The sequence below is a fragment of the Nostoc sp. FACHB-133 genome, from assembly GCF_014698055.1.
GTDB lineage: Bacteria > Cyanobacteriota > Cyanobacteriia > Cyanobacteriales > Nostocaceae > Nostoc.
In genome coordinates this window covers 64,685-83,663 of the sequence record NZ_JACJSH010000021.1, presented here as the reverse complement: position 1 = coordinate 83,663, position 18,979 = coordinate 64,685, and the positions used below count along the sequence as shown (strand labels likewise).

The 18,979-nt window shown below is 44.1% G+C and carries 28 protein-coding genes; 6 read left to right on the top strand and 22 right to left on the bottom strand.

The window, feature by feature from the left end; genetic code table 11:
- Positions 1–172 precede the first annotated feature (172 nt).
- The 20 genes from H6G86_RS18475 to rplC all read right to left on the bottom strand — a co-directional run bounded on the left by H6G86_RS18475 (position 173) and on the right by rplC (position 11,572).
- Positions 173–724, bottom strand: coding sequence for an adenylate kinase (locus tag H6G86_RS18475; RefSeq protein WP_190935520.1), 552 nt, complete (start codon positions 722–724; stop codon positions 173–175).
- Entirely contained in the window at positions 724–2,037 is a 1,314-nt protein-coding gene (gene secY / locus H6G86_RS18470; RefSeq protein WP_114081988.1) for a preprotein translocase subunit SecY, read from the bottom strand. The genes H6G86_RS18475 and secY overlap by 1 nt, the downstream gene beginning before the upstream one ends.
- A 74-nt stretch (positions 2,038–2,111) precedes the next feature.
- Complete coding sequence (gene rplO, locus H6G86_RS18465) at positions 2,112–2,555, bottom strand: 50S ribosomal protein L15 (RefSeq protein WP_012410708.1); 444 nt, start codon at positions 2,553–2,555, stop codon at positions 2,112–2,114.
- Positions 2,556–2,658: 103 nt separating this feature from the next.
- Positions 2,659–3,186, bottom strand: a complete 528-nt coding sequence (gene rpsE, locus H6G86_RS18460; RefSeq protein ID WP_012410709.1) for a 30S ribosomal protein S5 — start codon at positions 3,184–3,186, stop codon at positions 2,659–2,661.
- Between the two features lie 93 nt (positions 3,187–3,279).
- Entirely contained in the window at positions 3,280–3,642 is a 363-nt protein-coding gene (gene rplR / locus H6G86_RS18455; RefSeq protein ID WP_012410710.1) for a 50S ribosomal protein L18, read from the bottom strand.
- Between the two features lie 2 nt (positions 3,643–3,644).
- Positions 3,645–4,193, bottom strand: a complete 549-nt coding sequence (rplF, locus tag H6G86_RS18450; protein WP_163927942.1) for a 50S ribosomal protein L6 — start codon at positions 4,191–4,193, stop codon at positions 3,645–3,647.
- A gap of 142 nt (positions 4,194–4,335) precedes the next feature.
- Complete coding sequence (rpsH, locus tag H6G86_RS18445; RefSeq protein ID WP_012410712.1) at positions 4,336–4,737, bottom strand: 30S ribosomal protein S8; 402 nt, start codon at positions 4,735–4,737, stop codon at positions 4,336–4,338.
- 20 nt (positions 4,738–4,757) lie between these two features.
- A complete protein-coding gene (gene rplE / locus H6G86_RS18440) occupies positions 4,758–5,306 on the bottom strand; it encodes a 50S ribosomal protein L5 (protein WP_012410713.1) in 549 nt (182 codons plus the stop codon).
- A gap of 119 nt (positions 5,307–5,425) precedes the next feature.
- Positions 5,426–5,779 carry a 50S ribosomal protein L24 gene (gene rplX / locus H6G86_RS18435; protein WP_114081986.1) on the bottom strand — a complete coding sequence of 118 codons (354 nt, stop codon included), beginning with the start codon at positions 5,777–5,779 and terminating at the stop codon, positions 5,426–5,428.
- Positions 5,779–6,147: a 50S ribosomal protein L14 gene (gene rplN / locus H6G86_RS18430; RefSeq protein WP_069070772.1), complete on the bottom strand. Its 369-nt coding sequence runs from the start codon at positions 6,145–6,147 to the stop codon at positions 5,779–5,781. The genes rplX and rplN overlap by 1 nt, the downstream gene beginning before the upstream one ends.
- A 46-nt stretch (positions 6,148–6,193) precedes the next feature.
- Positions 6,194–6,442, bottom strand: coding sequence for a 30S ribosomal protein S17 (gene rpsQ, locus H6G86_RS18425; protein WP_190935519.1), 249 nt, complete (start codon positions 6,440–6,442; stop codon positions 6,194–6,196).
- Positions 6,443–6,448: 6 nt separating this feature from the next.
- A complete protein-coding gene (rpmC, locus tag H6G86_RS18420) occupies positions 6,449–6,676 on the bottom strand; it encodes a 50S ribosomal protein L29 (RefSeq protein ID WP_012410717.1) in 228 nt (75 codons plus the stop codon).
- 3 nt (positions 6,677–6,679) lie between these two features.
- Complete coding sequence (gene rplP, locus H6G86_RS18415) at positions 6,680–7,105, bottom strand: 50S ribosomal protein L16 (protein WP_012410718.1); 426 nt, start codon at positions 7,103–7,105, stop codon at positions 6,680–6,682.
- An 87-nt stretch (positions 7,106–7,192) separates the two neighbouring features.
- Complete coding sequence (gene rpsC / locus H6G86_RS18410; RefSeq protein WP_012410719.1) at positions 7,193–7,975, bottom strand: 30S ribosomal protein S3; 783 nt, start codon at positions 7,973–7,975, stop codon at positions 7,193–7,195.
- A gap of 53 nt (positions 7,976–8,028) precedes the next feature.
- Positions 8,029–8,385 (bottom strand): 50S ribosomal protein L22, encoded by a 357-nt coding sequence (gene rplV, locus H6G86_RS18405; RefSeq protein WP_012410720.1) that lies wholly within the window; start codon positions 8,383–8,385, stop codon positions 8,029–8,031.
- An 80-nt stretch (positions 8,386–8,465) separates the two neighbouring features.
- Positions 8,466–8,744 (bottom strand): 30S ribosomal protein S19, encoded by a 279-nt coding sequence (rpsS, locus tag H6G86_RS18400; protein ID WP_012410721.1) that lies wholly within the window; start codon positions 8,742–8,744, stop codon positions 8,466–8,468.
- A gap of 142 nt (positions 8,745–8,886) precedes the next feature.
- The gene (rplB, locus tag H6G86_RS18395) at positions 8,887–9,750 is read right to left on the bottom strand and encodes a 50S ribosomal protein L2 (protein ID WP_012410722.1); all 864 of its coding nucleotides are present in this window, start codon (positions 9,748–9,750) and stop codon (positions 8,887–8,889) included.
- Between the two features lie 140 nt (positions 9,751–9,890).
- Entirely contained in the window at positions 9,891–10,205 is a 315-nt protein-coding gene (locus H6G86_RS18390; RefSeq protein WP_069070779.1) for a 50S ribosomal protein L23, read from the bottom strand.
- A complete protein-coding gene (gene rplD / locus H6G86_RS18385; protein ID WP_114081983.1) occupies positions 10,198–10,836 on the bottom strand; it encodes a 50S ribosomal protein L4 in 639 nt (212 codons plus the stop codon). The genes H6G86_RS18390 and rplD overlap by 8 nt, the downstream gene beginning before the upstream one ends.
- A 103-nt stretch (positions 10,837–10,939) precedes the next feature.
- The gene (gene rplC, locus H6G86_RS18380; RefSeq protein WP_094342450.1) at positions 10,940–11,572 is read right to left on the bottom strand and encodes a 50S ribosomal protein L3; all 633 of its coding nucleotides are present in this window, start codon (positions 11,570–11,572) and stop codon (positions 10,940–10,942) included.
- On the opposite strand from rplC, the gene H6G86_RS18375 reads away from it, so the two are divergent.
- The 5 genes from H6G86_RS18375 to H6G86_RS18355 all read left to right on the top strand — a co-directional run bounded on the left by H6G86_RS18375 (position 11,538) and on the right by H6G86_RS18355 (position 14,843).
- A complete protein-coding gene (locus H6G86_RS18375) occupies positions 11,538–11,738 on the top strand; it encodes a hypothetical protein (RefSeq protein WP_190935566.1) in 201 nt (66 codons plus the stop codon). The two genes, rplC and H6G86_RS18375, sit on opposite strands and share 35 nt — an antisense overlap.
- A 114-nt stretch (positions 11,739–11,852) precedes the next feature.
- Entirely contained in the window at positions 11,853–12,008 is a 156-nt protein-coding gene (locus tag H6G86_RS18370) for a hypothetical protein (RefSeq protein WP_190935518.1), read from the top strand.
- Positions 12,009–12,546: 538 nt separating this feature from the next.
- A complete protein-coding gene (locus H6G86_RS18365) occupies positions 12,547–13,023 on the top strand; it encodes an NAD(P)H-quinone oxidoreductase subunit N (protein WP_012410726.1) in 477 nt (158 codons plus the stop codon).
- A gap of 252 nt (positions 13,024–13,275) precedes the next feature.
- Positions 13,276–13,785, top strand: coding sequence for a hypothetical protein (locus H6G86_RS18360; RefSeq protein WP_190935517.1), 510 nt, complete (start codon positions 13,276–13,278; stop codon positions 13,783–13,785).
- 518 nt (positions 13,786–14,303) lie between these two features.
- On the top strand, positions 14,304–14,843 hold the full coding sequence (locus tag H6G86_RS18355) for a DUF3172 domain-containing protein (protein WP_190935516.1): 540 nt from the start codon (positions 14,304–14,306) through the stop codon (positions 14,841–14,843).
- Positions 14,844–14,963: 120 nt separating this feature from the next.
- Here the strand turns inward: H6G86_RS18355 and H6G86_RS18350 are convergent, their stop codons facing one another.
- Positions 14,964–15,728: a DeoR/GlpR family DNA-binding transcription regulator gene (locus tag H6G86_RS18350; RefSeq protein ID WP_104906232.1), complete on the bottom strand. Its 765-nt coding sequence runs from the start codon at positions 15,726–15,728 to the stop codon at positions 14,964–14,966.
- A gap of 294 nt (positions 15,729–16,022) precedes the next feature.
- Here H6G86_RS18350 and H6G86_RS18345 point away from each other — a divergent pair, with 294 nt between their 5' ends.
- Entirely contained in the window at positions 16,023–17,942 is a 1,920-nt protein-coding gene (locus H6G86_RS18345; protein ID WP_190935515.1) for a thiamine pyrophosphate-binding protein, read from the top strand.
- 96 nt (positions 17,943–18,038) lie between these two features.
- Here H6G86_RS18345 and H6G86_RS18340 read toward each other — a convergent pair whose 3' ends face one another.
- The gene (locus H6G86_RS18340; protein WP_190935514.1) at positions 18,039–18,875 is read right to left on the bottom strand and encodes an AMIN domain-containing protein; all 837 of its coding nucleotides are present in this window, start codon (positions 18,873–18,875) and stop codon (positions 18,039–18,041) included.
- Positions 18,876–18,979 lie beyond the last annotated feature (104 nt).

Below are 18,979 nucleotides of genomic sequence, written 5' to 3'. Positions count from 1 at the left end.
CAACAATTTCGTGTTCAGTTGCAGCACTTCATCTGCAAGAGAACACATTTTAAGAAATATATCAACAGTTTATTAATATATCTTAGCTAAAATTGATCTGTTTCTTGGGAGGGCATGGGACATTGGGAATTGGGGGAAGAATTACTGTAGCTCCTCCCCTACTCCCTGATCCTCAAGCGATTACCTTTTGCAGTTCAATAGTGACTTCTTCTTGGGACTGATTGCCATTGACTGTTAAAAGTTTTTGGCGATCGCGATAATAATCAATTAAAGGTGCAGTTTCAGCGCGGTACACTTCTAACCGGCGACGAATCACCTCTTCGGTATCATCTTTTCGCCCTCTAGCTAGCAAACGTTCTACCACAACATCATCTGGTGCATCTAGATTAACTACCCTTTCGCCACTCTGATGTATTGTTTCCAGCAATTCTTCTAGAAAAGCTGCTTGCGTCACTTTACGGGGAAAACCATCAAGAATCCAACCATTTTCTGCATCTGGTTGGTTGAGGCGCTCCTGTACCAAGTCCTGCACTAGCTGGTCGGGGACTAACTCGCCGCTATTTACATAGTTTTGAGCTTTGATTCCCAAATGACTTTGCTCTTTCATAGCTTGTCTTAATATTTCCCCAGTAGAAATATGGGGAATATTTAAGTGTTCCGCCAATGATTGAGCTTGTGTTCCCTTACCAGCTCCAGGTGGCCCCAAGAAGATTAGTCGCGTCACTATTGTTTCACCATTCCTTCATAGCGCTGAGAGATTACGTAAGTTTGAATTTGCCTTGCTGTATCAATTGCTACGCCCACTAGAATTAACAGAGAGGTAGCACCTAGTCCCTTAAATGTGGGTACTCCTAAAGCACTTTCGACACCGGTTGGAATAATAGCAACCAAGCCCAAAAAGATAGCACCCAAAAAGGTGAGTCGGTTTGAAACGCGCTCGATATACTCACTAGTTGCTTTACCGGGACGAATGCCGGGAATACTAGAACCCATTTTCTTCAAATTCTGCGCTACATCTACCGGGTTGAGAATCAACGAAGAATAGAAGTAGCTGAAGAAAATAATGGAAATCATGTAAACCAAGGCATAGACCCAAGAGCCAGAACCGCTTGGACTCAAATAAGTGTTTATTATATTTGCCAACTCAGCATTCTTGGCGAAATTTGCAATTAGCAATGGCAAACTGAGGATAGCTGCGGCAAAGATAATTGGCATTACGCCACCTTGATTTAGCCGCAAGGGTAAAAAGCTCCGTTGCTCTGCCAAAACTCTACGACCTACTTGGCGACGAGCCGAAATAATCGGGATGCGGCGCATTCCTTCTTGGACAACCACGATACCAACAATGGTTGCTAAGAAAACTAAGATTAGTACGATGACGCGACCAACTGTTTCCCGACCGCCGACTTGCACCAAATCGATAGTATCGCCTAAAGCTTTTGGTAACGAGGCGACAATGTTGACAAAAATCAACAATGATGCCCCATTCCCAATTCCACGCTCTGTAATAAGTTCTGATGCCCACATGACGAACATAGAACCAGCAGTCAGAGCGATCGCAGTTTCAGCTACAAAGATTGGCCCTGGATTTAAGGCAAATTGCTGGAGGAATAATGCTGAAAAAGCTGTGCTTTGAAGAATCGCCCAACATACAGTGACATAGCGGGTAATTTGCGATATTTTCCGCCGACCCGCTTCGCCTTCATTTTTCTGTAAATTTTCTAAAGATGGAATCGCCGCGGTGAGCAATTGGATGATAATGGACGCATTAATAAAGGGTAAAATCCCTAGAGCAAAAACGCCCAAAGTCGAAAGTCCTCGCCCGGAGAATATATCCAATAAACCGAATATGGAATTATTGCCCGATATAGCTTCGGCAAATCTAGGTCTATCAATTCCTGGTACGGGTAAGAAGATACCCAGGCGAACCAAAATTAAAACACCGACAGTTACAAGCAGCCTACCTCTAAGCCCGGCTGCTTGTGCCATCTGCATAAAAGTTTCTTGAGCCGTTGGGGCTTTATCTCGACTGATCATAGAGTGCTACCTTTATAGTGAACCAGGCGCTGACAGCGAGTTGGCTTACATTTAAGTGCGCTGTTCCGGCTCACTCATAAGACTTCACAACTCCCACCAGCTGCCTCAATTTTGCTACGAGCTGTACCTGTGAAAGCTGCCGCTTGTACCTTGAGCGGAGTGCTCAATTCGCCGTTACCCAAAATTTTCAATGGCCCTTTGACAGCAGTCAGGATACCTGCTGCTTTCAAGGAGGCTAAAGTTACTTCCGTATTAGCGGGAAGGGAGGCTAGCTTCTCTACATTAATCGTAGTGTAAATCTTTTGATTAACAATCGGAAAGCCCTTCAGTTTCGGTAAGCGGCGGTACAATGGCTGTTGACCACCTTCAAAACCGGGTCGAGTACCGCTACCAGAACGAGACTTTTGACCCCGCATACCTAGACCAGCACTGGCACCCTGACCAGCAGAAATACCTCTGGCTACACGCTTCTTGCGTTTCTTTGAGCCTTTTTGCGGCTTAACATCATGGAGTCTCATAAGTTACCAAGTTGTCATTTTTCGTTTCTCATTTGTCATTTGCCATTATCTAGGTTGTCATTTGTTCAGCACAAAGGACTACTGACTAAGGACAAATGACTAGTTAGATGTAGAGATTTTGAATAGGAATACCGCGATCTTCGGCGACTTCAGAAAGAGTCCGCAATGTAGATAAGGCATTGACTGCTGCTCTAGCATTATTGAGCGGATTGTTGGAACCAAGTTGCTTGGCTAAGACGTTACGAACTCCTGCCAATTCCAACACAGTCCGCACAGCACCACCAGCAATTACCCCAGTACCAGGTGCGGCTGGACGCATAATCACTTTTGCACCGCCACCTACACCATCAATGGGATGGGGGATGGAGTTAGATTTGGTGATGGGGATATCAATGAGATGTTTTTTGCCGTCGGCTACGCCTTTTTTGACCGCGCCGATTACATCTGAGGCTTTGCCTACTCCGACACCAACTTGACCGCGTTCGTTACCGACAACAACGATCGCTCGGAAACTGAGTTTTTTACCGCCTTTGACGACCTTGCTCACGCGGCGGATTTGGATAACCCGCTCTTGCCAAGTAGTTTCTTCTTTTTTGGCACGCTTTGTTCTACTTTTACGCTCTGTTGCCATAATTTATGCTCTGGTGAACGTCATTTGTCTTTTGTCATTTGTCATTTGTCTTTTGTCATTTGTCCAATGACTAATGACTAATGACCAATGACTTTAGAAATCTAAACCAGCTTCGCGTGCTGCATCAGCTAGGGCTTTGACACGACCATGATATAAGTTACCACCGCGATCAAAGACTACTTTGGTAATGCCTTTTTCTAGCGATCGCACTGCGATCAACTTACCAACTTGCACCGATGCGTCGCGGTTTGCACCTGACGCTAAACTAGATTTCAACTCTGGTTCTAAAGTCGATGCTGCCACTATGGTTTGATGCTGACTATCATCAATTACCTGGGCATAAATATGCTCATTAGAACGGAATACCGCTAAACGCGGACGTTCTGGGGAGCCAACAACTTTGCCACGAACGCGTCGATGACGACGGTTTTTTGATTCTCTACGAGTAAGTTTCATTTCTACTTCTTACCACCCTTACCAGTCTTACCAGCCTTACGTCTTACCACTTCACCGGCATAGCGAATGCCTTTACCTTTGTAAGGTTCTGGTGGACGAACGGCGCGAATTTTTGCGGCTGTGTTGCCTACGATCTCTTTGTCGTAGCCGCTGACAATCACGTTAGTGGTACCTTCGACTGCAAACTGAATTCCATCTGGTGGTTCAATTTGCACTTGATGGCTGTAACCCATGTTTAAAACTAGGTTACGCCCTTGAAGTTGTGCCCTGTAACCAACACCTTGGATTTCCAAACGGCGTTGAAAACCTTGGGAAACTCCCTCAACCATGTTGGCAACTAAAGTTCGGCTCAAGCCGTGCAGTTGCTTCGATGTCCGAGTTTCATCCCGACGATTTACGTGTAATATTTCTCCCTCTTGAGAGAGTGAGACATTATCTCTGAGAGTGCGAGAAAGTTCTCCTTTCGGGCCTTTCACCACAATATTCGTACCATCGATCGCCACTTGAACTTTGGCGGGAATAGTAATTGGACGTTTACCAATACGAGACATTACTTTTTGTCCTTTGTTATTTGCCCTTTGCCTTTTGTTATTTGTCCTTTGTCCTTTGTCTTTTGTCCTTTGTCTTTCACTAATAACAAATGACTAATGACCAATGACCAATGACTAATGACAAATGACTAATGACCAATGACTACCAAACGTAACAAAGCACTTCGCCACCCAAGTTCTGACGACGCGCTTCGCGGTCAGTCATAATTCCACTGGATGTAGAAATAATGGCAATGCCAATGCCGCCTAGTACTCTTGGTAATTCTTTTCTATTGGAGTAAACACGCAAGCCTGGCTTACTCACTCGCTTTAAGGCGGTGATTAGAGGCTGACGATTCTTACCCTTATATTTCAGGGAAATCACTAGGTTGTGTTTTACCCCTTCTTCTGCTTCTTCGATTTCAGCAATAAAGCCTTCCTCCCGTAGCACTTTGGCAATGCTGCGGGTCATTTTTGTAGCTGGCACTTGTGTAGTTTGATGCCGCGCCAGGTTGGCATTGCGGATGCGCGTCAGCATATCTGCAATTGTGTCGTTAGCCGCCATCGTTCCCTCTATAGATGAACTTACTGATCGCGAAAGGGCATTCCTAATTCTTTAAGTAAGGCGCGGCCCTCTTCGTCGTTTTTTGCTGTGGTGATGATGGAAATATCCATCCCACGTACTTGATCAACGCTGTCGTATTCGACTTCTGGAAAAATTAGCTGTTCTCTCACACCCAGAGTATAGTTACCCCGTCCGTCAAAGCTTTTAGGGCTAACGCCGCGAAAATCTCGAATTCTGGGCAGTGATAGGCTAACCAGCCGATCGAAAAAGGCATACATCCTTTCGGCTCTGAGTGTCACCATGATCCCCACAGGCATCCCTTGACGGATCTTAAAGCCAGCGATCGCCTTTTTCGCTCGCGTTACTACTGGTTTTTGACCAGTGACAAGCGCAATTTCGTTGATGGATGCTTCCAGCGACTTTGCATTTTGAGCTGCTTCACCCAAACCTCGGTTAATAGTAACTTTTACCAACTTCGGTACTTGATGAACGTTGGTATATTGAAACTGATTAATCAGTTTGGGGACGATTGTCTCTTGATATAAGCTTTTGAGTCTTGTTGTCGCCATAGTTTTTTGTCCTGATATCCCTGGGCTTGGTCAGGGAACTTTTATTGTCCTTTGTTATTTGTCTTTTGTCTTTTGTTATTTGTCTTTATAACTAATGACTAATGACCAATGACTAATGACTATTTATCCAGAATCTCGCCAGTTTTTTTAAGTTTTCTGACTTTCTTGCCTTCTGAGGTAAAGGTATAACAAACACGACTGGCAACGTTCTGCTTAGTAGAATAAAGCATCACGTTAGAGCTATGAATTGGGAATTCCTGGGTGACAATCCGCCCTGATTCCCCTTCTTGCTGGGGTTTGACGTGCTTAGTTTTAATGTTGACACCTTTGACGATGACTTTACTCAGTTGGGGAAGTGCCTGGATAATTTCACCAATTTTTCCTTTGTCTTTACCAGCAATCACTTGTACGGTGTCACCAGTTTTGACGTGCATTTTGTGGAATACTTTGGGCGTACCCTGTTTGGTTGCCATTAAAGCACCTCCGGAGCCAGAGAAACAATTTTGGTAAAGTTTTTATCGCGCAGTTCCCGTGCAACTGGGCCAAAAACCCGTGTGCCTCTAGGATTACCGTCTTTGTTGATAATTACAGCAGCATTATCATCAAAGCGAATACTCATACCACTGTCACGAGATACAGCTTTACGAGTGCGGACAATTACTGCTTCCACAACATCAGACTTTTTTACAGCCATGTTTGGTGTAGCATCTTTGACAACGGCGATAATTTTATCACCGATAAAACCATAACGGCGGTTGCCTCCACCTAAGATGCGGATGCACATTAGTTTACGGGCACCGCTATTATCTGCGACATTCAGGTAAGTCTGGGGTTGAATCACAATTATTCTCCCTTGTGATGTTGTTAGTTTCTAACAACGATGAGGTTTAAGCAGGTTTGATGTTCAGGACTTCTGTGATTTTCCAGCGCTTGGTTTTGCTCAGGGGTCTAGTTTCCTGAATGCGAACGCGATCGCCTACTTTACACTGATTTTCTTCGTCGTGAACTTTATATCGTTGGGTGTTAACCACAATCTTGCCGTACTTGGGGTGAGGAGCGCGGTTTTCTATGGCAACTACCACAGTTTTTTGCATTTTATCGCTCACTACCAAGCCAACTCGTTCTTTAACTGCCATAATCTCCTACTTTTCTTCTTTAGCCGATTGACTTGCTGCCCGTTTACGTTCTGTTTCTAATGTCAGCAATTGGGCTAGGCGATGTCGAGCCTGTCTGAACTGGTGAGGCTTTTCTAATTGTCTTGTCGCTTTTTGTAAGCGCAACTGAAATAGTTGTCTTTTGATCGCGACAATTTCATCAGAGAGCTTTTCGTCACTTAATTCTCTAGCTTCTGAAATCTTGGGAAGAGGCATAAGCTACTCCTGCTCCTGTGGTTGAGAGCGCACAATAAACTTGGTTTTTATAGGTAGTTTAAATGAAGCCAAACGCATAGCTTCACGGGCGATTTCTTCAGAAACCCCACCGATTTCAAACAAAATCCGTCCTGGCTTAACTACCGCTACCCAAAACTCTGGATTACCTTTACCGGAACCCATCCGGGTTTCAGCAGGACGCATGGTTACAGGTTTATCAGGGAAAATCCGAATCCAGATTTGTCCACCCCGACGAATATAACGAGTCATTGCCCGACGAGAAGCCTCGATTTGCCGGGAGGTAATCCAAGCAGGTTCTTGTGCTTGGAGTGCAAAATCACCGAAGTTGAGGGTGCTACCACGGGTGGCTAGTCCCTCCATCCGTCCGCGCTGTTGTTTGCGGAATTTAGTTCTTCTAGGGCTTAACATGGTTTGTTACTTGTCATTTGTCATTTGTCCTTTGTCATTTGTCATCTGCCATTTCCTAATGACTAATGACTAATGACTAATGACGATTTATCCTTCATTTGAGCGGTCTTCAAATTGCTGGCGACGACGTTGTTGTTGACGACGACGGGGCTCACGATCGCGATCGCGGGGATCACGTTCGCGATCGCGGCTTGCTGGTGGTAGTGGATCTGGTTCCTGCCCAGGAATAATTTCTCCCTTAAACACCCAAACTTTGATGCCCAAAATGCCGTAAACAGTTTTTGCCGTGCAATAAGAGTAGTCAATGTCAGCCCGTAAGGTATGTAAAGGTACTCTACCTTCACGAGTCCACTCTGTCCGGGCAATTTCTGCACCGTTGAGGCGGCCACTGACTTGGATTTTAATACCTTGAACACCAGCGCGTTGGGCACGCTGAATTGATTGCCGCACTACCCGCCGAAAGGAAACCCGGCGTTCCAATTGTTGAGCAATGTATTCAGCAATTAGGTAGGCATCAGCATCAACTCGTTGAACTTCAACTACGTTAATGCGAATTTGGCGATTACTACCCAACAGTCCTTGGAGTCCGGTACGCAAAGATTCTATACCTTGCCCACCACGCCCTACTACTACACCGGGTCTAGCTGTGCGTACTTCTAAGTCGATTTGGTCAGCTTTGCGCTCAATCCGCACTTCGGAAATTCCGGCGTTGTTTTGAGCAAGTCTACCCAGCTTTTGTTCTATGTATTGACGGAGTTTGTAGTCTTCTTGTAAAAGTTCTGGATAGCGGTCAGGAACAGCAAACCAACGGGATTGATGTTCATGTGTAATACCCAGGCGAAAACCAACTGGATGAATTTTCTGTCCCACGAATGCTTCCTCTAAGATTTCTTACTTTACGTAATTTATTCGTGTAAGCGTGCTTATTTTTCTGGTGCGGCTCCAACGGCCACAGTAATATGACACGTCGGTTTGCGAATTTGGTAAGCTCGACCTTGCGCTCTTGGTTGGAACCGCTTCAACGGCGGCCCTTGATCGGCATAAGCCTGAGTAATCACTAGTTGAGTCCGATCTAACCCAGCGTTGTGTTCAGCATTAGCAGCAGCGCTTCTGAGAACCTTCAATATGGGTTCAGTGGCGCGATAGGGCATGAATTCCAAGATGATTAGCGCTTCTCGGTACGATCGCCCCCGGATTTGATCGAGTACCCGACGCACTTTGTAGGCCGAGATGCGGATAAAACGAGCGATCGCTTTTACTTCAGTAGTATTAGTAGCCATAATTTTCTCCAATTTTGTCATTTGTCATTTGTCATTTGTCACTTGTCTTTAGCTAATGACTAATGACTAATAACTAATGACTACCTACCCGCTTTTTTGTCGCTTTTTCCATGACCCCTGTAGGTGCGTGTCGGGGCAAATTCACCCAACTTGTGTCCTACCATCTGTTCATTTACAAAAACTGGAACGTGTTGTCGTCCGTTGTGAACAGCTATGGTATGACCTACCATTAGGGGCAAAATTGTTGAAGCTCTTGACCAAGTTTTAATAACTTCTTTTCTGTTGTTGTCGTTGAGCTTTTCAATTTTCTTTAAGAGATGATCCGCAACGAAAGGACCTTTTTTTAGAGAACGACCCATAGTTCAATTTTGGATTTAGGATTTAGGAATTAGGATTTAGAATTTCGGATTTTGGATAATTAGGTGTCCAATCAGGTTTCACAAATTTTCAATGCTCACAAGTAGACCCCAATCTAAAATCCAAAATCTAAAATCTAAAATTCTATGATTCACGACCACCGCGACCGCGTTTAGAAGACTTACGGCGACGACGCACAATGAATTTGCTGCTAAGTTTCTTGCGATTGCGTGTCTTCGCGCCCAATGTGGGTTTACCCCAAGGTGTAACAGGTCCCGATCTACCGATAGGAGCCCTACCTTCACCACCACCATGTGGGTGATCCACTGGGTTCATGACGCTACCTCTAACCTTCGGACGGCGACCTTTCCAGCGATTGCGTCCGGCTTTACCTGCACTCAGGTTTCTCGCATCGGTGTTGCCCACTTGCCCAATGGTGGCGTAGCAATCACGCCGAATTAAGCGGACTTCTCCCGAAGGCAACTTGAGAGTTACATAATCACCTTCTTTTGCCACAACTTGAGCGCTAGCACCAGCAGCACGAACAATTTGACCACCTTTACCAGGAGTCATTTCTACGTTGTGAACACTAGTACCCAAGGGAATCCGCGATAGAGGTAAAGCATTACCATCTTCAAAGGGAGATTCGGGGCCAGAAATAATTATTGTTCCAACTTTCAATCCGTTGGGATGAAGGATGTACCGTTTTTCGCCATCTTGGTAATACAAAAGGGCAATTCGGGCATTGCGGTTAGGATCGTATTCAATTGCTGCGACTTTGGCAGGAATATTATGTTTATCCCTTTTAAAATCGATGATCCGGTAAAGTTGTTTGTGTCCGCCACCCCGACGACGACTGGTAATCCGCCCTGTATTATTCCGACCTTTGGCACGATGCTTGGAGGTCGTTAGGGATTTTTCTGGCTCGGTTTTTGTGATTTCCGCAAAGTCAGAAACTGTAACTTGGCGAGTGCTGGGGGTATAAGGGCGATAAGAACGAGTACCCATAATCTATTTTGGATTTTGGATTTTTGATTTACTTAATTTCGGATTTTGAATTTTGGATTTAATGAGTGTTTAACTAATTGCGACCATCTTTGGTATTTATTCAGTAAACTCCTCAATCTAAAATCTAAAATCTAAAATTCCTAGACTTCTGGGAATAGAACTTGTCTAATCTTGTCTTCATCCCCAGGTGCGACTGTAACAATGGCTCGCTTATATTGGGGCTTATAACCGATAAATTTACCAACGCGCCGCTTTTTACGTGGTGGTAAGGTGGTGTTGACTTTTACAACCTTGACCTGAAATAAGTCTTCGATCGCAGCCTTGATTTCTGGCTTGGATGCCTTTGGAATTACTTCAAAGGTGTACTTATTTTGCTCCATCAAGATAGTCGCCTTCTCGGTGACTATTGGGCGACGTACTAAGTCGGCAAGGTCGCGGGGGTCAAAGCTAGGCACTGTAGACCTCCTGAATTTTTTCTAGGGCTGATGCCGTAACTACAATTTTGTCAGCGTGCAGTAAATCAAAAACATTTAACTGGTCGGCTGCAATTAGTTTTAAATTTTCAATGTTGCGGGCTGATAAATAAACATTATCTGTATCCGCAATTTCAGACAAAATTAACAGTGCCTTGCTTTCTGGTACTACTCCCCAACGGGCAAGTGCTGCCACTAAGTCTTTAGTTTTGGGGCGAGATAGCTCGGTGCTAAATTCTTCTACTACAATCAAGTCGTCAATACGACCGACAAATGCTGTCCGCAGTGCTAAACGTCGCTCTTTGCGGTTCAACTTCAGGTCGAAGTCTCTAGGCTTTGGCCCAAAGATCACACCACCACCACGCCACAATGGTGAACGAATAGACCCTGCACGAGCGCGACCAGTACCTTTTTGTCGCCAAGGTTTACGGCCACCGCCTCTGACTTCAGCACGAGTTTTTGTACTGGCATTTCCTTGACGAGCATTAGTCAATTGCCGTACTAAGGCGCGGTGTACGATATGAGACGCTGTTTCTTCTTTGGCAACGCGCAACTCGAAGGTCGTCTCGCCGACCTGTTCTCCTTGCCAATTTTTAACTACGCTTTCAACCATCTTTGTTATTTGTCCTTTGTCTCTTGTCATTTGTCATTGGTCTTTTGCCATTTGTCTTTAGCCAATGACTTTTGACTAATGACTGTTGACTAATGACTTTTGACTATCCCACTACTTTTGCAGGTACAACACTTACTAGAGCGCCTGGTTTACCAGGAATTGCTCCCTTGATTAGCAATAAATTGCGTTCTGCATCAACTCGCACTATGGTCAGCTTACGGATTGTGATGCGTTTACCACCTAAACGTCCTGCCATCCGCTTACCTGGATAGACACGACCTGGTGTTGTACCAGCACCAATAGAACCTGGCGCTCTGTGGTTTTTGGAACCGTGTGACATGGGCCCACGACCAAAGTTGTTGCGCTTCTGGTTTCCTGCAAAACCGCGACCGATACTTGTGCCGACTACATCGACAATTTGACCCGCACTAAAAATATCTGCTTTAATCTGTTGACCTAAAGCATAATCACTAGAACTATCGGTGTGATATTCATTTAGGTGACGCAATGCTGGGGCAGATGATTTAGCCAAATGACCCAGTAGTGGTCTGTTTAGTGCCTTTGGTTTAACTTCGCCAAAACCAACTTGGATGGCAAAGTAACCGTCGGTTTGTTTCGTTTTAACTTGTGTAACAGTGCATGGCCCTGCTTGAATGACAGTCACAGGAATAGCTACTCCTGCTTCGTCAAATATTTGGGTCATGCCCAGCTTGGTGCCGAGAATACCTACAGACACAGTAACTGGTTCTCCTTTCTACTTGCTGACCTTGGAATTGGACTCTAGAGGACACGCTTTGTACGCATCAGTTGAGGCTGAGTTAGCCTGCGAAATTTGGAATGGTTTCAGTAAACCAGTCCAAAAACTTTGGGACACAACAAACCGTGTCCGTACTGCTTGGTGAATCTGTTTAGCTTCACTCAATAGATCACCAGAACAGCTACAATTCTCTTCCGTTTGGGAAGGAGTAACTTCTGGAATCAATGCAAGGCGCTACAGCTTTAAGCTGTGTGCAGCAATGCTTTCGTCCAAGCAATTGCTCTGGCACTTTCTGGAGGCAGCGCTGTCGGCGGGTTTTCCGATTTGTGTACGCCCTAATGACGGTTTCCCGGAGATTGGCTACTGCCCTGTTGCAGTTGGACTTAAGCGGTTTTTACCACCCAGTATCCATTAACTGAGACTGACGTAATGCCATGAAACCAACATTGCTGCTCAGTTTTACTTCCTTAAATACCTTAAACTATTGTTTAAGATTTCGCCTACTTTTTCAGAGGCACGGGAGCAAATTCACTCTGAAGCTTAGGATTGGCTTTGATTGTTCATCCATAAGCTCCAATGTTGACCTGAAAGCTTTCTTAGTTTACCAGTCTATGATCAATCTGAGTTATATTATCCAATTTGGATTAAATTATCAGCTCTTAATGCTAACACTACCTCAGAATGACAGTAAAAAGTTAATCTAATTTGCGTGTTTGGTCACAATCTAATAATATAAATTATTTATTTATGTTTGTCCAGTAATTTATAGAGTTATTTTTAGGGAGTAGGGAAGGAGCAGGGGGAGCAGGGGGAGCAGGGGAGGCAGGGGAAGAAGAATTATTGATTAATCACCAATTCCCAATTCCCAATGCCCAAGACCCAAAGAAAATGCTTTTAATCTATCAGTTCAGGGTAAATAATAGAGATATCTAAGTGGGATACGACGAAAATCTATGGCACTAATTACCACTGGCAACGGTTTAATCCGCGATCTGGAAAAATTTGGCGCTCTTGGAGTGTATGTACCTCTGGAAGGGGGTTATGAAGGTAGATATCAGCGCCGACTACGCGCTGCTGGCTATACCACTCTCCACATTACTGCCAAGGGACTAGGCGACGTAGCTGCCTATCTCACAAGAATTCATGGAGTCAGACCTCCTCATCTTGGAAAAAAAAGCACTGGTAGCGGTGCGGCAGTAGGTCAGGTGTACTATTTGCCACCAATTCTCGATTCTCATCTAGAACAGCTACCACCAAAGTCAAAGGGGCTGGTTTTGTGGATTATTGAAGGGCATATTCTTTCTAATGAGGAACTTGAGTATTTAACGAATTTGCCTCAGTTAGAACCACGAGTGAAAGTAGTAATTGAGAGAGGTGGCGATCGCGCCTTCCGTTGGACTTCTCTAGAAAAAACTCTCTTAGCTAGTTAGTCCTTTGTCATTAGTCATTAGTCATTGAGTTATAAGCAAATGACTAATGACTTAATTCAATCAGCATTTCAATAATGCTGAGTCGAAAAGCACAAGATGCAAATAATCGACGGGAAGTCTGGTAAATAAATGCTGTATCTAGACGAATTTCCTTAACGCCCATCTGATGAAGGGTACGTCAGCTTTTGTCGCGGGGTGAATCAACAGAATTTCTGGAAATTGTTGCAGAAACGGTAGAAGTGGTCATCTGAAATGGTTGTAAGATTTAGAGACTACGGCAAAAGGCTTTCTGATTTTGAGGAAGAAATTTTAGTTTGCTGCCCACAATGCAATCGCACTGCCAAAATATTGACTGTAAACTCTGAACAATCGAGTCCCAGTTCAATCAAAAGAATTATCTGTCAGCATTGTAGCTATACAAAACAACAGCCAAAGAATGGGCAGCGAAAAGCTGCATTGCTGTTGTGGCAAAACAATTACAAGGCTAAAAGAAATTCTAGCTATGGAATATTAGACCATTTTTTTGGCTTGCCCTTATGGTTACAAACCTCCTGTTGCGGTCAGGTGCTATGGGCGTATAATGAAGCACATTTGAACTTCTTGGAAAGCTATGTTCAATCAAGGTTGCGAGAACGTTTGCCTAATGACATATTAGGCTGGCACAATGGCAGTCTTGCCAGTCGCCTACCCCGATGGATAAAGTTGACGCAACATCGGGAAAAAGTTTTACAAAAAATTCAACAGTTAAAGCAGACGTTGTAATTAAGGTTTTAATCCTGCTGGTGAGCAAATTTATAACCACGCCACAGAGAAAGTGCGATCGCAATCACTAGCAAAAATCAACAATATGTTATAGTTAATAAAACTTAAAATTAATTAAAATATAATCAGCATAAAGAGTCATAACTAATAACAATTTCTTAACGACCTAATATAGACAAAATACTCACCAATTATTCAGATAAACAAATGATAAAGTTGAAATTCTGGACAAATGATGTAAGTTTAAAAGAACAAATTCAAGCATTTTCAGCAACGTAAAACTAATATTAGTTTGTAGTAAGGGCTTTAGCTATATTTTCACAGAGAGAGCCGCTTATTAACAACCTTTATTTATTGATGCACAGTAAGTTATCTAGATAAGTTGCTATTTTGCTCGTTTAAAAAAGATATCGCACAGAAAATTGCAGCCAATTGCAGTCAAGACTAGGCATACTGAAAAGAGAGAGAAAACTTTAGACAACTCCCTGCAAAATCGACGTGAAGGTGATTAAGCAACAATGAGACGTAAACCAACTGGTAGATCGGCTACTACTTCTAAACCCTCTATTTTCCAATCCCCTATGTTTAACCTCTTCACCATCGCAATTATGGGAGGGGTGTTGATTCTGGGAATTGGGATTGGCATTGCTTTTAGTTCTACAACCACGTTAGCCCCTTCAAATGTGGCTTCCCGTGAATTTATTGACACCAAAGCACCAAACCCTGAAATTTGTGTGCAGTACGGAGCTAGCGCGATGGTGATGGACGCTAGACTGTTCGTTACTCTCAACCCTTTTAATGTCTATGTTGCCCAGCCGAGTATGCGTCCTGGATGCGTGATCCGACAAAATAACTGGGCGCTTTTAGAGAACCGGAAGCTGGTGACATCCGAGCAGGTAAGAGATTGCAAAAATCGTCTGAATACCTTCGGATTCACAGGTAACTTGGACAGTGGCCAACCTGATATTAGGTGTATATATCAGAATGAAGCTGCTCAAAACTTCTTTACGGCTCAACCAGGAGCAGTTGGAACACCTCAAGAAACGGATAGATTTTGATTTAGGCATTGGGGTTAGGGAAGAGGTGACAGGTGATAGGTAACAGGGAATAATCTGTACCCTCTAACCTGTACCCTATTCCCTTCCCTAGTCCCTGGCGATCGCATCTTCAAAATCAGATCACTCGTACTCATCACGGATAATGGTTAAACCTAAAGCTTTATAGGCACTCAACATATTATTAGATACTGTAGGTGCTGTTACTAGGTAAGTCAGGGCATGAATTGACTCCACGAGATAAGGAGCAGCCGTGTCTAGTTTTTCTGCTGTCACTAATCCTACTACCTCGGCCGAGCCAGCAATCATGGCTCGTTTGACGTGGGCTTCGTCGAGGTTAGGTACACTAATCCCAACTTCTGGGTGCAAACTGCAAACCCCCAACATGCACAAATCTGCACGAATCATCCGTAATGTCTCAATTGTGACAGTACCCACGTTCACCAAAGCTTTTTTGTAGAGTTGTCCACCTAACATCACAACTTCTATATGGGGATGTTCTGCTAAAGCAACGGCGATTGGTGGACTATTTGTGATGACTGTTGCGTGCAAATCTAGGGGCAAATGACGGGTTACTTGGAGAGTTGTTGTACCTCCATCTAAAATCACCACTTGGCCTGTACAAACTAATTTTGCTGCTGTCCGAGCGATCGCTTCCTTTTCTTTTGGCGCTTGCTTTTGGCGATCAGCATAACTGGCGGTGGCTGGAGATTTAAGGAGCGCTCCCCCATGAACGCGTTGCAATAGTCCCGTTTCTGCCAGTTCTCGCAAATCCCGCCGAATTGTATCCTCAGAAACCTTGAGAACAGCGCTAAGTTCTGTCGAAAGTACCTTTTTATCACGACGCAGAATTTCTAAGATGAATTGTCGTCGTTCAGCAGTTAACATAATTAATTTTCCTGAAATTGCGTTTTTGACCTTGAAATTGCTTGTTTGTGAGTTTATACTTATTGATATGCAAGTTTTTGTACGGTAATCCGTAACTTCAATTGAATTCAAGCACATTCATGCACAATTGAATGTATTGATTTTGGCATTTGATGAAACTATATGGTTCCACAATGGTTCCCAGTGGTTAACTTGAGCTTGGATAATTGTTGTCCAGTGGGGGTTTTAACAATTTTTTTTATTGCGATCGCGCGTCCCGTCTGTTCAAATTGTTTTTTATTCAATCAATAAACCATGACTACTATTAATACCCAATTTCCGATCGATCTCGGTGCTTACCAATTTTTAGCGCTCAATCCAGCAAATTCCAGCCTTACCGCCCAACAGCGAGAGACTCTAAAAGCGAATATTCAACTCTGCCGGGATGCGATCGTCTTTTTTACAGCAACTGGCGCTGCTAGCGGAGTCGGCGGTCATACTGGGGGGCCTTATGATACAGTGCCAGAGGTGATGATCCTCGATGCCTTTTTCCGGGGAGCATCGGAGCAATTTGTACCGATTTTCTTTGATGAAGCAGGACATCGAGTTGCCACCCAATATTTAATGGCAACGTTGCATGGTGACTTACCTGCCGAGCAACTTTTACATTATCGGCAAGCACATTCCCATTTACCAGGACACCCCGAATTAGGATTAACTCCTGGTGTGAAATTTAGTTCTGGCCGCCTGGGGCATGTTTGGCCTTACATCAATGGTGTAGCAATGGCAAATCCAGGCAAGGCTGTTTTCTGTCTCGGTTCTGATGGATCGCAGCAAGAAGGCAACGATGCTGAAGCTGCTCGCTTGGCTGTTGCTCAACATCTCAACGTCAAGCTGATTATTGATGACAATGATGTAACGATCGCTGGACATCCTTCTAAATATTTACCTGGTTTTAGTGTTGCCAAAACCTTAGAAGGGCACGGCTTGAAGGTTCTTCAGGGAAACGGCGAAGACTTAGACGATTTATACCGTCGCCTTTGTGAAGCCGTGAATACTCCTGGAGCGATCGCTATTATCAATAAACGCCCGATGTGTCCTGGTATTGAAGGTTTAGAAGGCTCCACTCATGGTCATGATGTAATTCCTGTAGATTTAGCACTTAAGTATCTAGAATCTCGTGGACAAACTGCGGCTGTCGAATACCTAAAAAGTATTGAGAAACCCAAACAAACATATACATTTCTGGGTTCCAGTGATAAATGGGGCGCTAACCGCAATGTGTTTGGTGAAGCCGTGGTGGGTGTCCTCAGTCGCATGAGTGAGGCGGAGCGTAAAGAAAAAATTAAGGTCATTGATAGTGATTTAGAAGGCTCCTGCGGTTTGAAGAAAATTCACGATACATACCCGGAAATATTTATTCCCTCCGGGATCATGGAGCGGGGTAACTTTTCTGCTGCGGCTGGATTTGGGATGGAGAAGGGCAAGCAAGGTATTTTTGCGACTTTCAGCGCCTTCTTAGAAATGTGTATCTCAGAAATCACGATGGCACGACTGAACTATTCCAATGTTCTGTGCCACTTTTCCCATGCGGGTATAGATGACATGGCAGATAATACCTGCCATTTCGGTTTGAATAATATGTTTGCCGACAACGGCTTGGATGATGGCTACGAAACACAGCTGTACTTCCCAGCAGATGTTAATCAAATGACAGCTTGTGTAGAAGCCATATTCTTTGAGCCTGGACTGCGGTTTATTTTCTCCACCCGTTCCAAAGTCCCCAATATTCAGGACAGCAACGGCAATGACTTATTTGGAAGTGGCTACAAATTTGTTCCCGGTAAAGATGAGATTGTACGAGAGGGAACGCAAGGTTATATCATCAGTTTTGGCGATGCTCTTTACCGTTCTCTGGATGCTGTAGAACGTCTGAAGCAAGAAGGGCTAGACGTTGGTTTAATTAACAAACCAACTTTAAATATCATTGATGAAGAAATGATTACCAAAATTGGTAATGCTCCTTTTGTCCTTGTAGTAGAAGCCTTCAATCGGCGGACAGGCTTAGGCAGCCGTTTTGGTTCTTGGCTACTAGAGCGGGGTTTGACTCCCAAATATGCTCATCTTGGAACTCATAAAGAAGGTTGCGGTGGTTTGTGGGAACAGTACCCATATCAAGGTATCGATCCAGTGAGCATTATCAACAAGGTGAAGGAGTTAGTTAGAGGACAGTAATAGCTAGAAGCACAATATTATTAGGGCATGGCGCATAGTAGATGGGGCATTGGTTCGATTTTCCATGCCCAATGCCCAATGCCCAATGCCCAATTTTTATTTAGTTTTGGGTAAAGGTTGACCAAACTCGATTACCTGGGGATTGGAAACATTGGGGATTGTTGGAACTGGAAATTCCGATGTACCAGAAGGAGGAATGTTATTTAAGTTACCGGGTTGATTTGGGAAAGAAGGAGGGGGAAGAATCAAAGCAGGTTGTTGAGAGGCTGTATTTGGATTTAGGGGAGGTACGGTGACAAAAGGCTGCCCTGAGTTATTGGTAATTGTTCTGGGCAGGTCATTTGATATAGGCGGAACTGTAAGTAAGGGTGCTTGTAAATTAGTAGTTACAGGTAGGTTACTAGGCGGCTGTGACTTATATGGTGTTTGAGTTTGTTTCTTGGGTGAAGATGCTGAGTTTCCTGGTTTTGCGGCGGTAGTTTTACCAGAACTAACCGGACGTAATACCCAGCGAGTGGAGTTTTTTCGGGAAACTGGTTGCAGTTGTACCTGTTTAGGATTAAAAGTAGTCCCTGGCGCTAAATCTAAGACAATGCGTGTGTCATTTGCATTCAGTTGAGAAACGCGAATGCTTTTGATTGCTCCAGGATAATTTTGTTGCGTAGTAACTTTGCCCAACTTGGTATTCGGTAAATCTACAACAAGCCGAGAGGGTTGGGCTAAGTAGAAATAACGGGGGATTGTGCCTGCTGAAAGGTTGATTTCGAGTTGCTGTGTTTTTGGGGAAAAACGCCAATTATCTAGCTTTGCTACTGGTGTAGCAGCAGTAGTACAAGTTTCAAGGGCGATCGCTGCACAAAAGCCCAATAGACTGATGTTAAATATCTGCTTGCGCCATTGGCAAAATTGCCTAGTCTTTAGTCCCTGATCCATTCTTTTTATCTGCTCCATAAAACTCATACAATGCGCTCACATTGCTGTTTACTTCGCGCTTTAAATCCCTAGACGCGATTAATCGCGTCTCTACCCCACCCCCA

Excerpts from the sequence above, each read along its gene's own strand:
- secY (WP_114081988.1), bottom strand. The coding sequence starts at position 2,037 with ATGATCAGTCGAGATAAAGCCCCAACGGCTCAAGAAACTTTTATGCAG.
- rplO (WP_012410708.1), bottom strand. The coding sequence starts at position 2,555 with ATGAGACTCCATGATGTTAAGCCGCAAAAAGGCTCAAAGAAACGCAAG.
- rpsE (WP_012410709.1), bottom strand. The coding sequence starts at position 3,186 with ATGGCAACAGAGCGTAAAAGTAGAACAAAGCGTGCCAAAAAAGAAGAA.
- rplR (WP_012410710.1), bottom strand. The coding sequence starts at position 3,642 with ATGAAACTTACTCGTAGAGAATCAAAAAACCGTCGTCATCGACGCGTT.
- rplF (WP_163927942.1), bottom strand. The coding sequence starts at position 4,193 with ATGTCTCGTATTGGTAAACGTCCAATTACTATTCCCGCCAAAGTTCAA.
- rpsH (WP_012410712.1), bottom strand. The coding sequence starts at position 4,737 with ATGGCGGCTAACGACACAATTGCAGATATGCTGACGCGCATCCGCAAT.
- rplE (WP_012410713.1), bottom strand. The coding sequence starts at position 5,306 with ATGGCGACAACAAGACTCAAAAGCTTATATCAAGAGACAATCGTCCCC.
- rplX (WP_114081986.1), bottom strand. The coding sequence starts at position 5,779 with ATGGCAACCAAACAGGGTACGCCCAAAGTATTCCACAAAATGCACGTC.
- rpsQ (WP_190935519.1), bottom strand. The coding sequence starts at position 6,442 with ATGGCAGTTAAAGAACGAGTTGGCTTGGTAGTGAGCGATAAAATGCAA.
- rpmC (WP_012410717.1), bottom strand. The coding sequence starts at position 6,676 with ATGCCTCTTCCCAAGATTTCAGAAGCTAGAGAATTAAGTGACGAAAAG.
- rplP (WP_012410718.1), bottom strand. The coding sequence starts at position 7,105 with ATGTTAAGCCCTAGAAGAACTAAATTCCGCAAACAACAGCGCGGACGG.
- rplV (WP_012410720.1), bottom strand. The coding sequence starts at position 8,385 with ATGGCTACTAATACTACTGAAGTAAAAGCGATCGCTCGTTTTATCCGC.
- rpsS (WP_012410721.1), bottom strand. The coding sequence starts at position 8,744 with ATGGGTCGTTCTCTAAAAAAAGGTCCTTTCGTTGCGGATCATCTCTTA.
- rplB (WP_012410722.1), bottom strand. The coding sequence starts at position 9,750 with ATGGGTACTCGTTCTTATCGCCCTTATACCCCCAGCACTCGCCAAGTT.
- rplD (WP_114081983.1), bottom strand. The coding sequence starts at position 10,836 with ATGGTTGAAAGCGTAGTTAAAAATTGGCAAGGAGAACAGGTCGGCGAG.
- H6G86_RS18375 (WP_190935566.1), top strand. The coding sequence starts at position 11,538 with ATGCCCAGCTTGGTGCCGAGAATACCTACAGACACAGTAACTGGTTCT.
- H6G86_RS18370 (WP_190935518.1), top strand. The coding sequence starts at position 11,853 with ATGCTTTCGTCCAAGCAATTGCTCTGGCACTTTCTGGAGGCAGCGCTG.
- H6G86_RS18365 (WP_012410726.1), top strand. The coding sequence starts at position 12,547 with ATGGCACTAATTACCACTGGCAACGGTTTAATCCGCGATCTGGAAAAA.
- H6G86_RS18360 (WP_190935517.1), top strand. The coding sequence starts at position 13,276 with ATGGTTGTAAGATTTAGAGACTACGGCAAAAGGCTTTCTGATTTTGAG.
- H6G86_RS18355 (WP_190935516.1), top strand. The coding sequence starts at position 14,304 with ATGAGACGTAAACCAACTGGTAGATCGGCTACTACTTCTAAACCCTCT.
- H6G86_RS18350 (WP_104906232.1), bottom strand. The coding sequence starts at position 15,728 with ATGTTAACTGCTGAACGACGACAATTCATCTTAGAAATTCTGCGTCGT.
- H6G86_RS18345 (WP_190935515.1), top strand. The coding sequence starts at position 16,023 with ATGACTACTATTAATACCCAATTTCCGATCGATCTCGGTGCTTACCAA.
- H6G86_RS18340 (WP_190935514.1), bottom strand. The coding sequence starts at position 18,875 with ATGGATCAGGGACTAAAGACTAGGCAATTTTGCCAATGGCGCAAGCAG.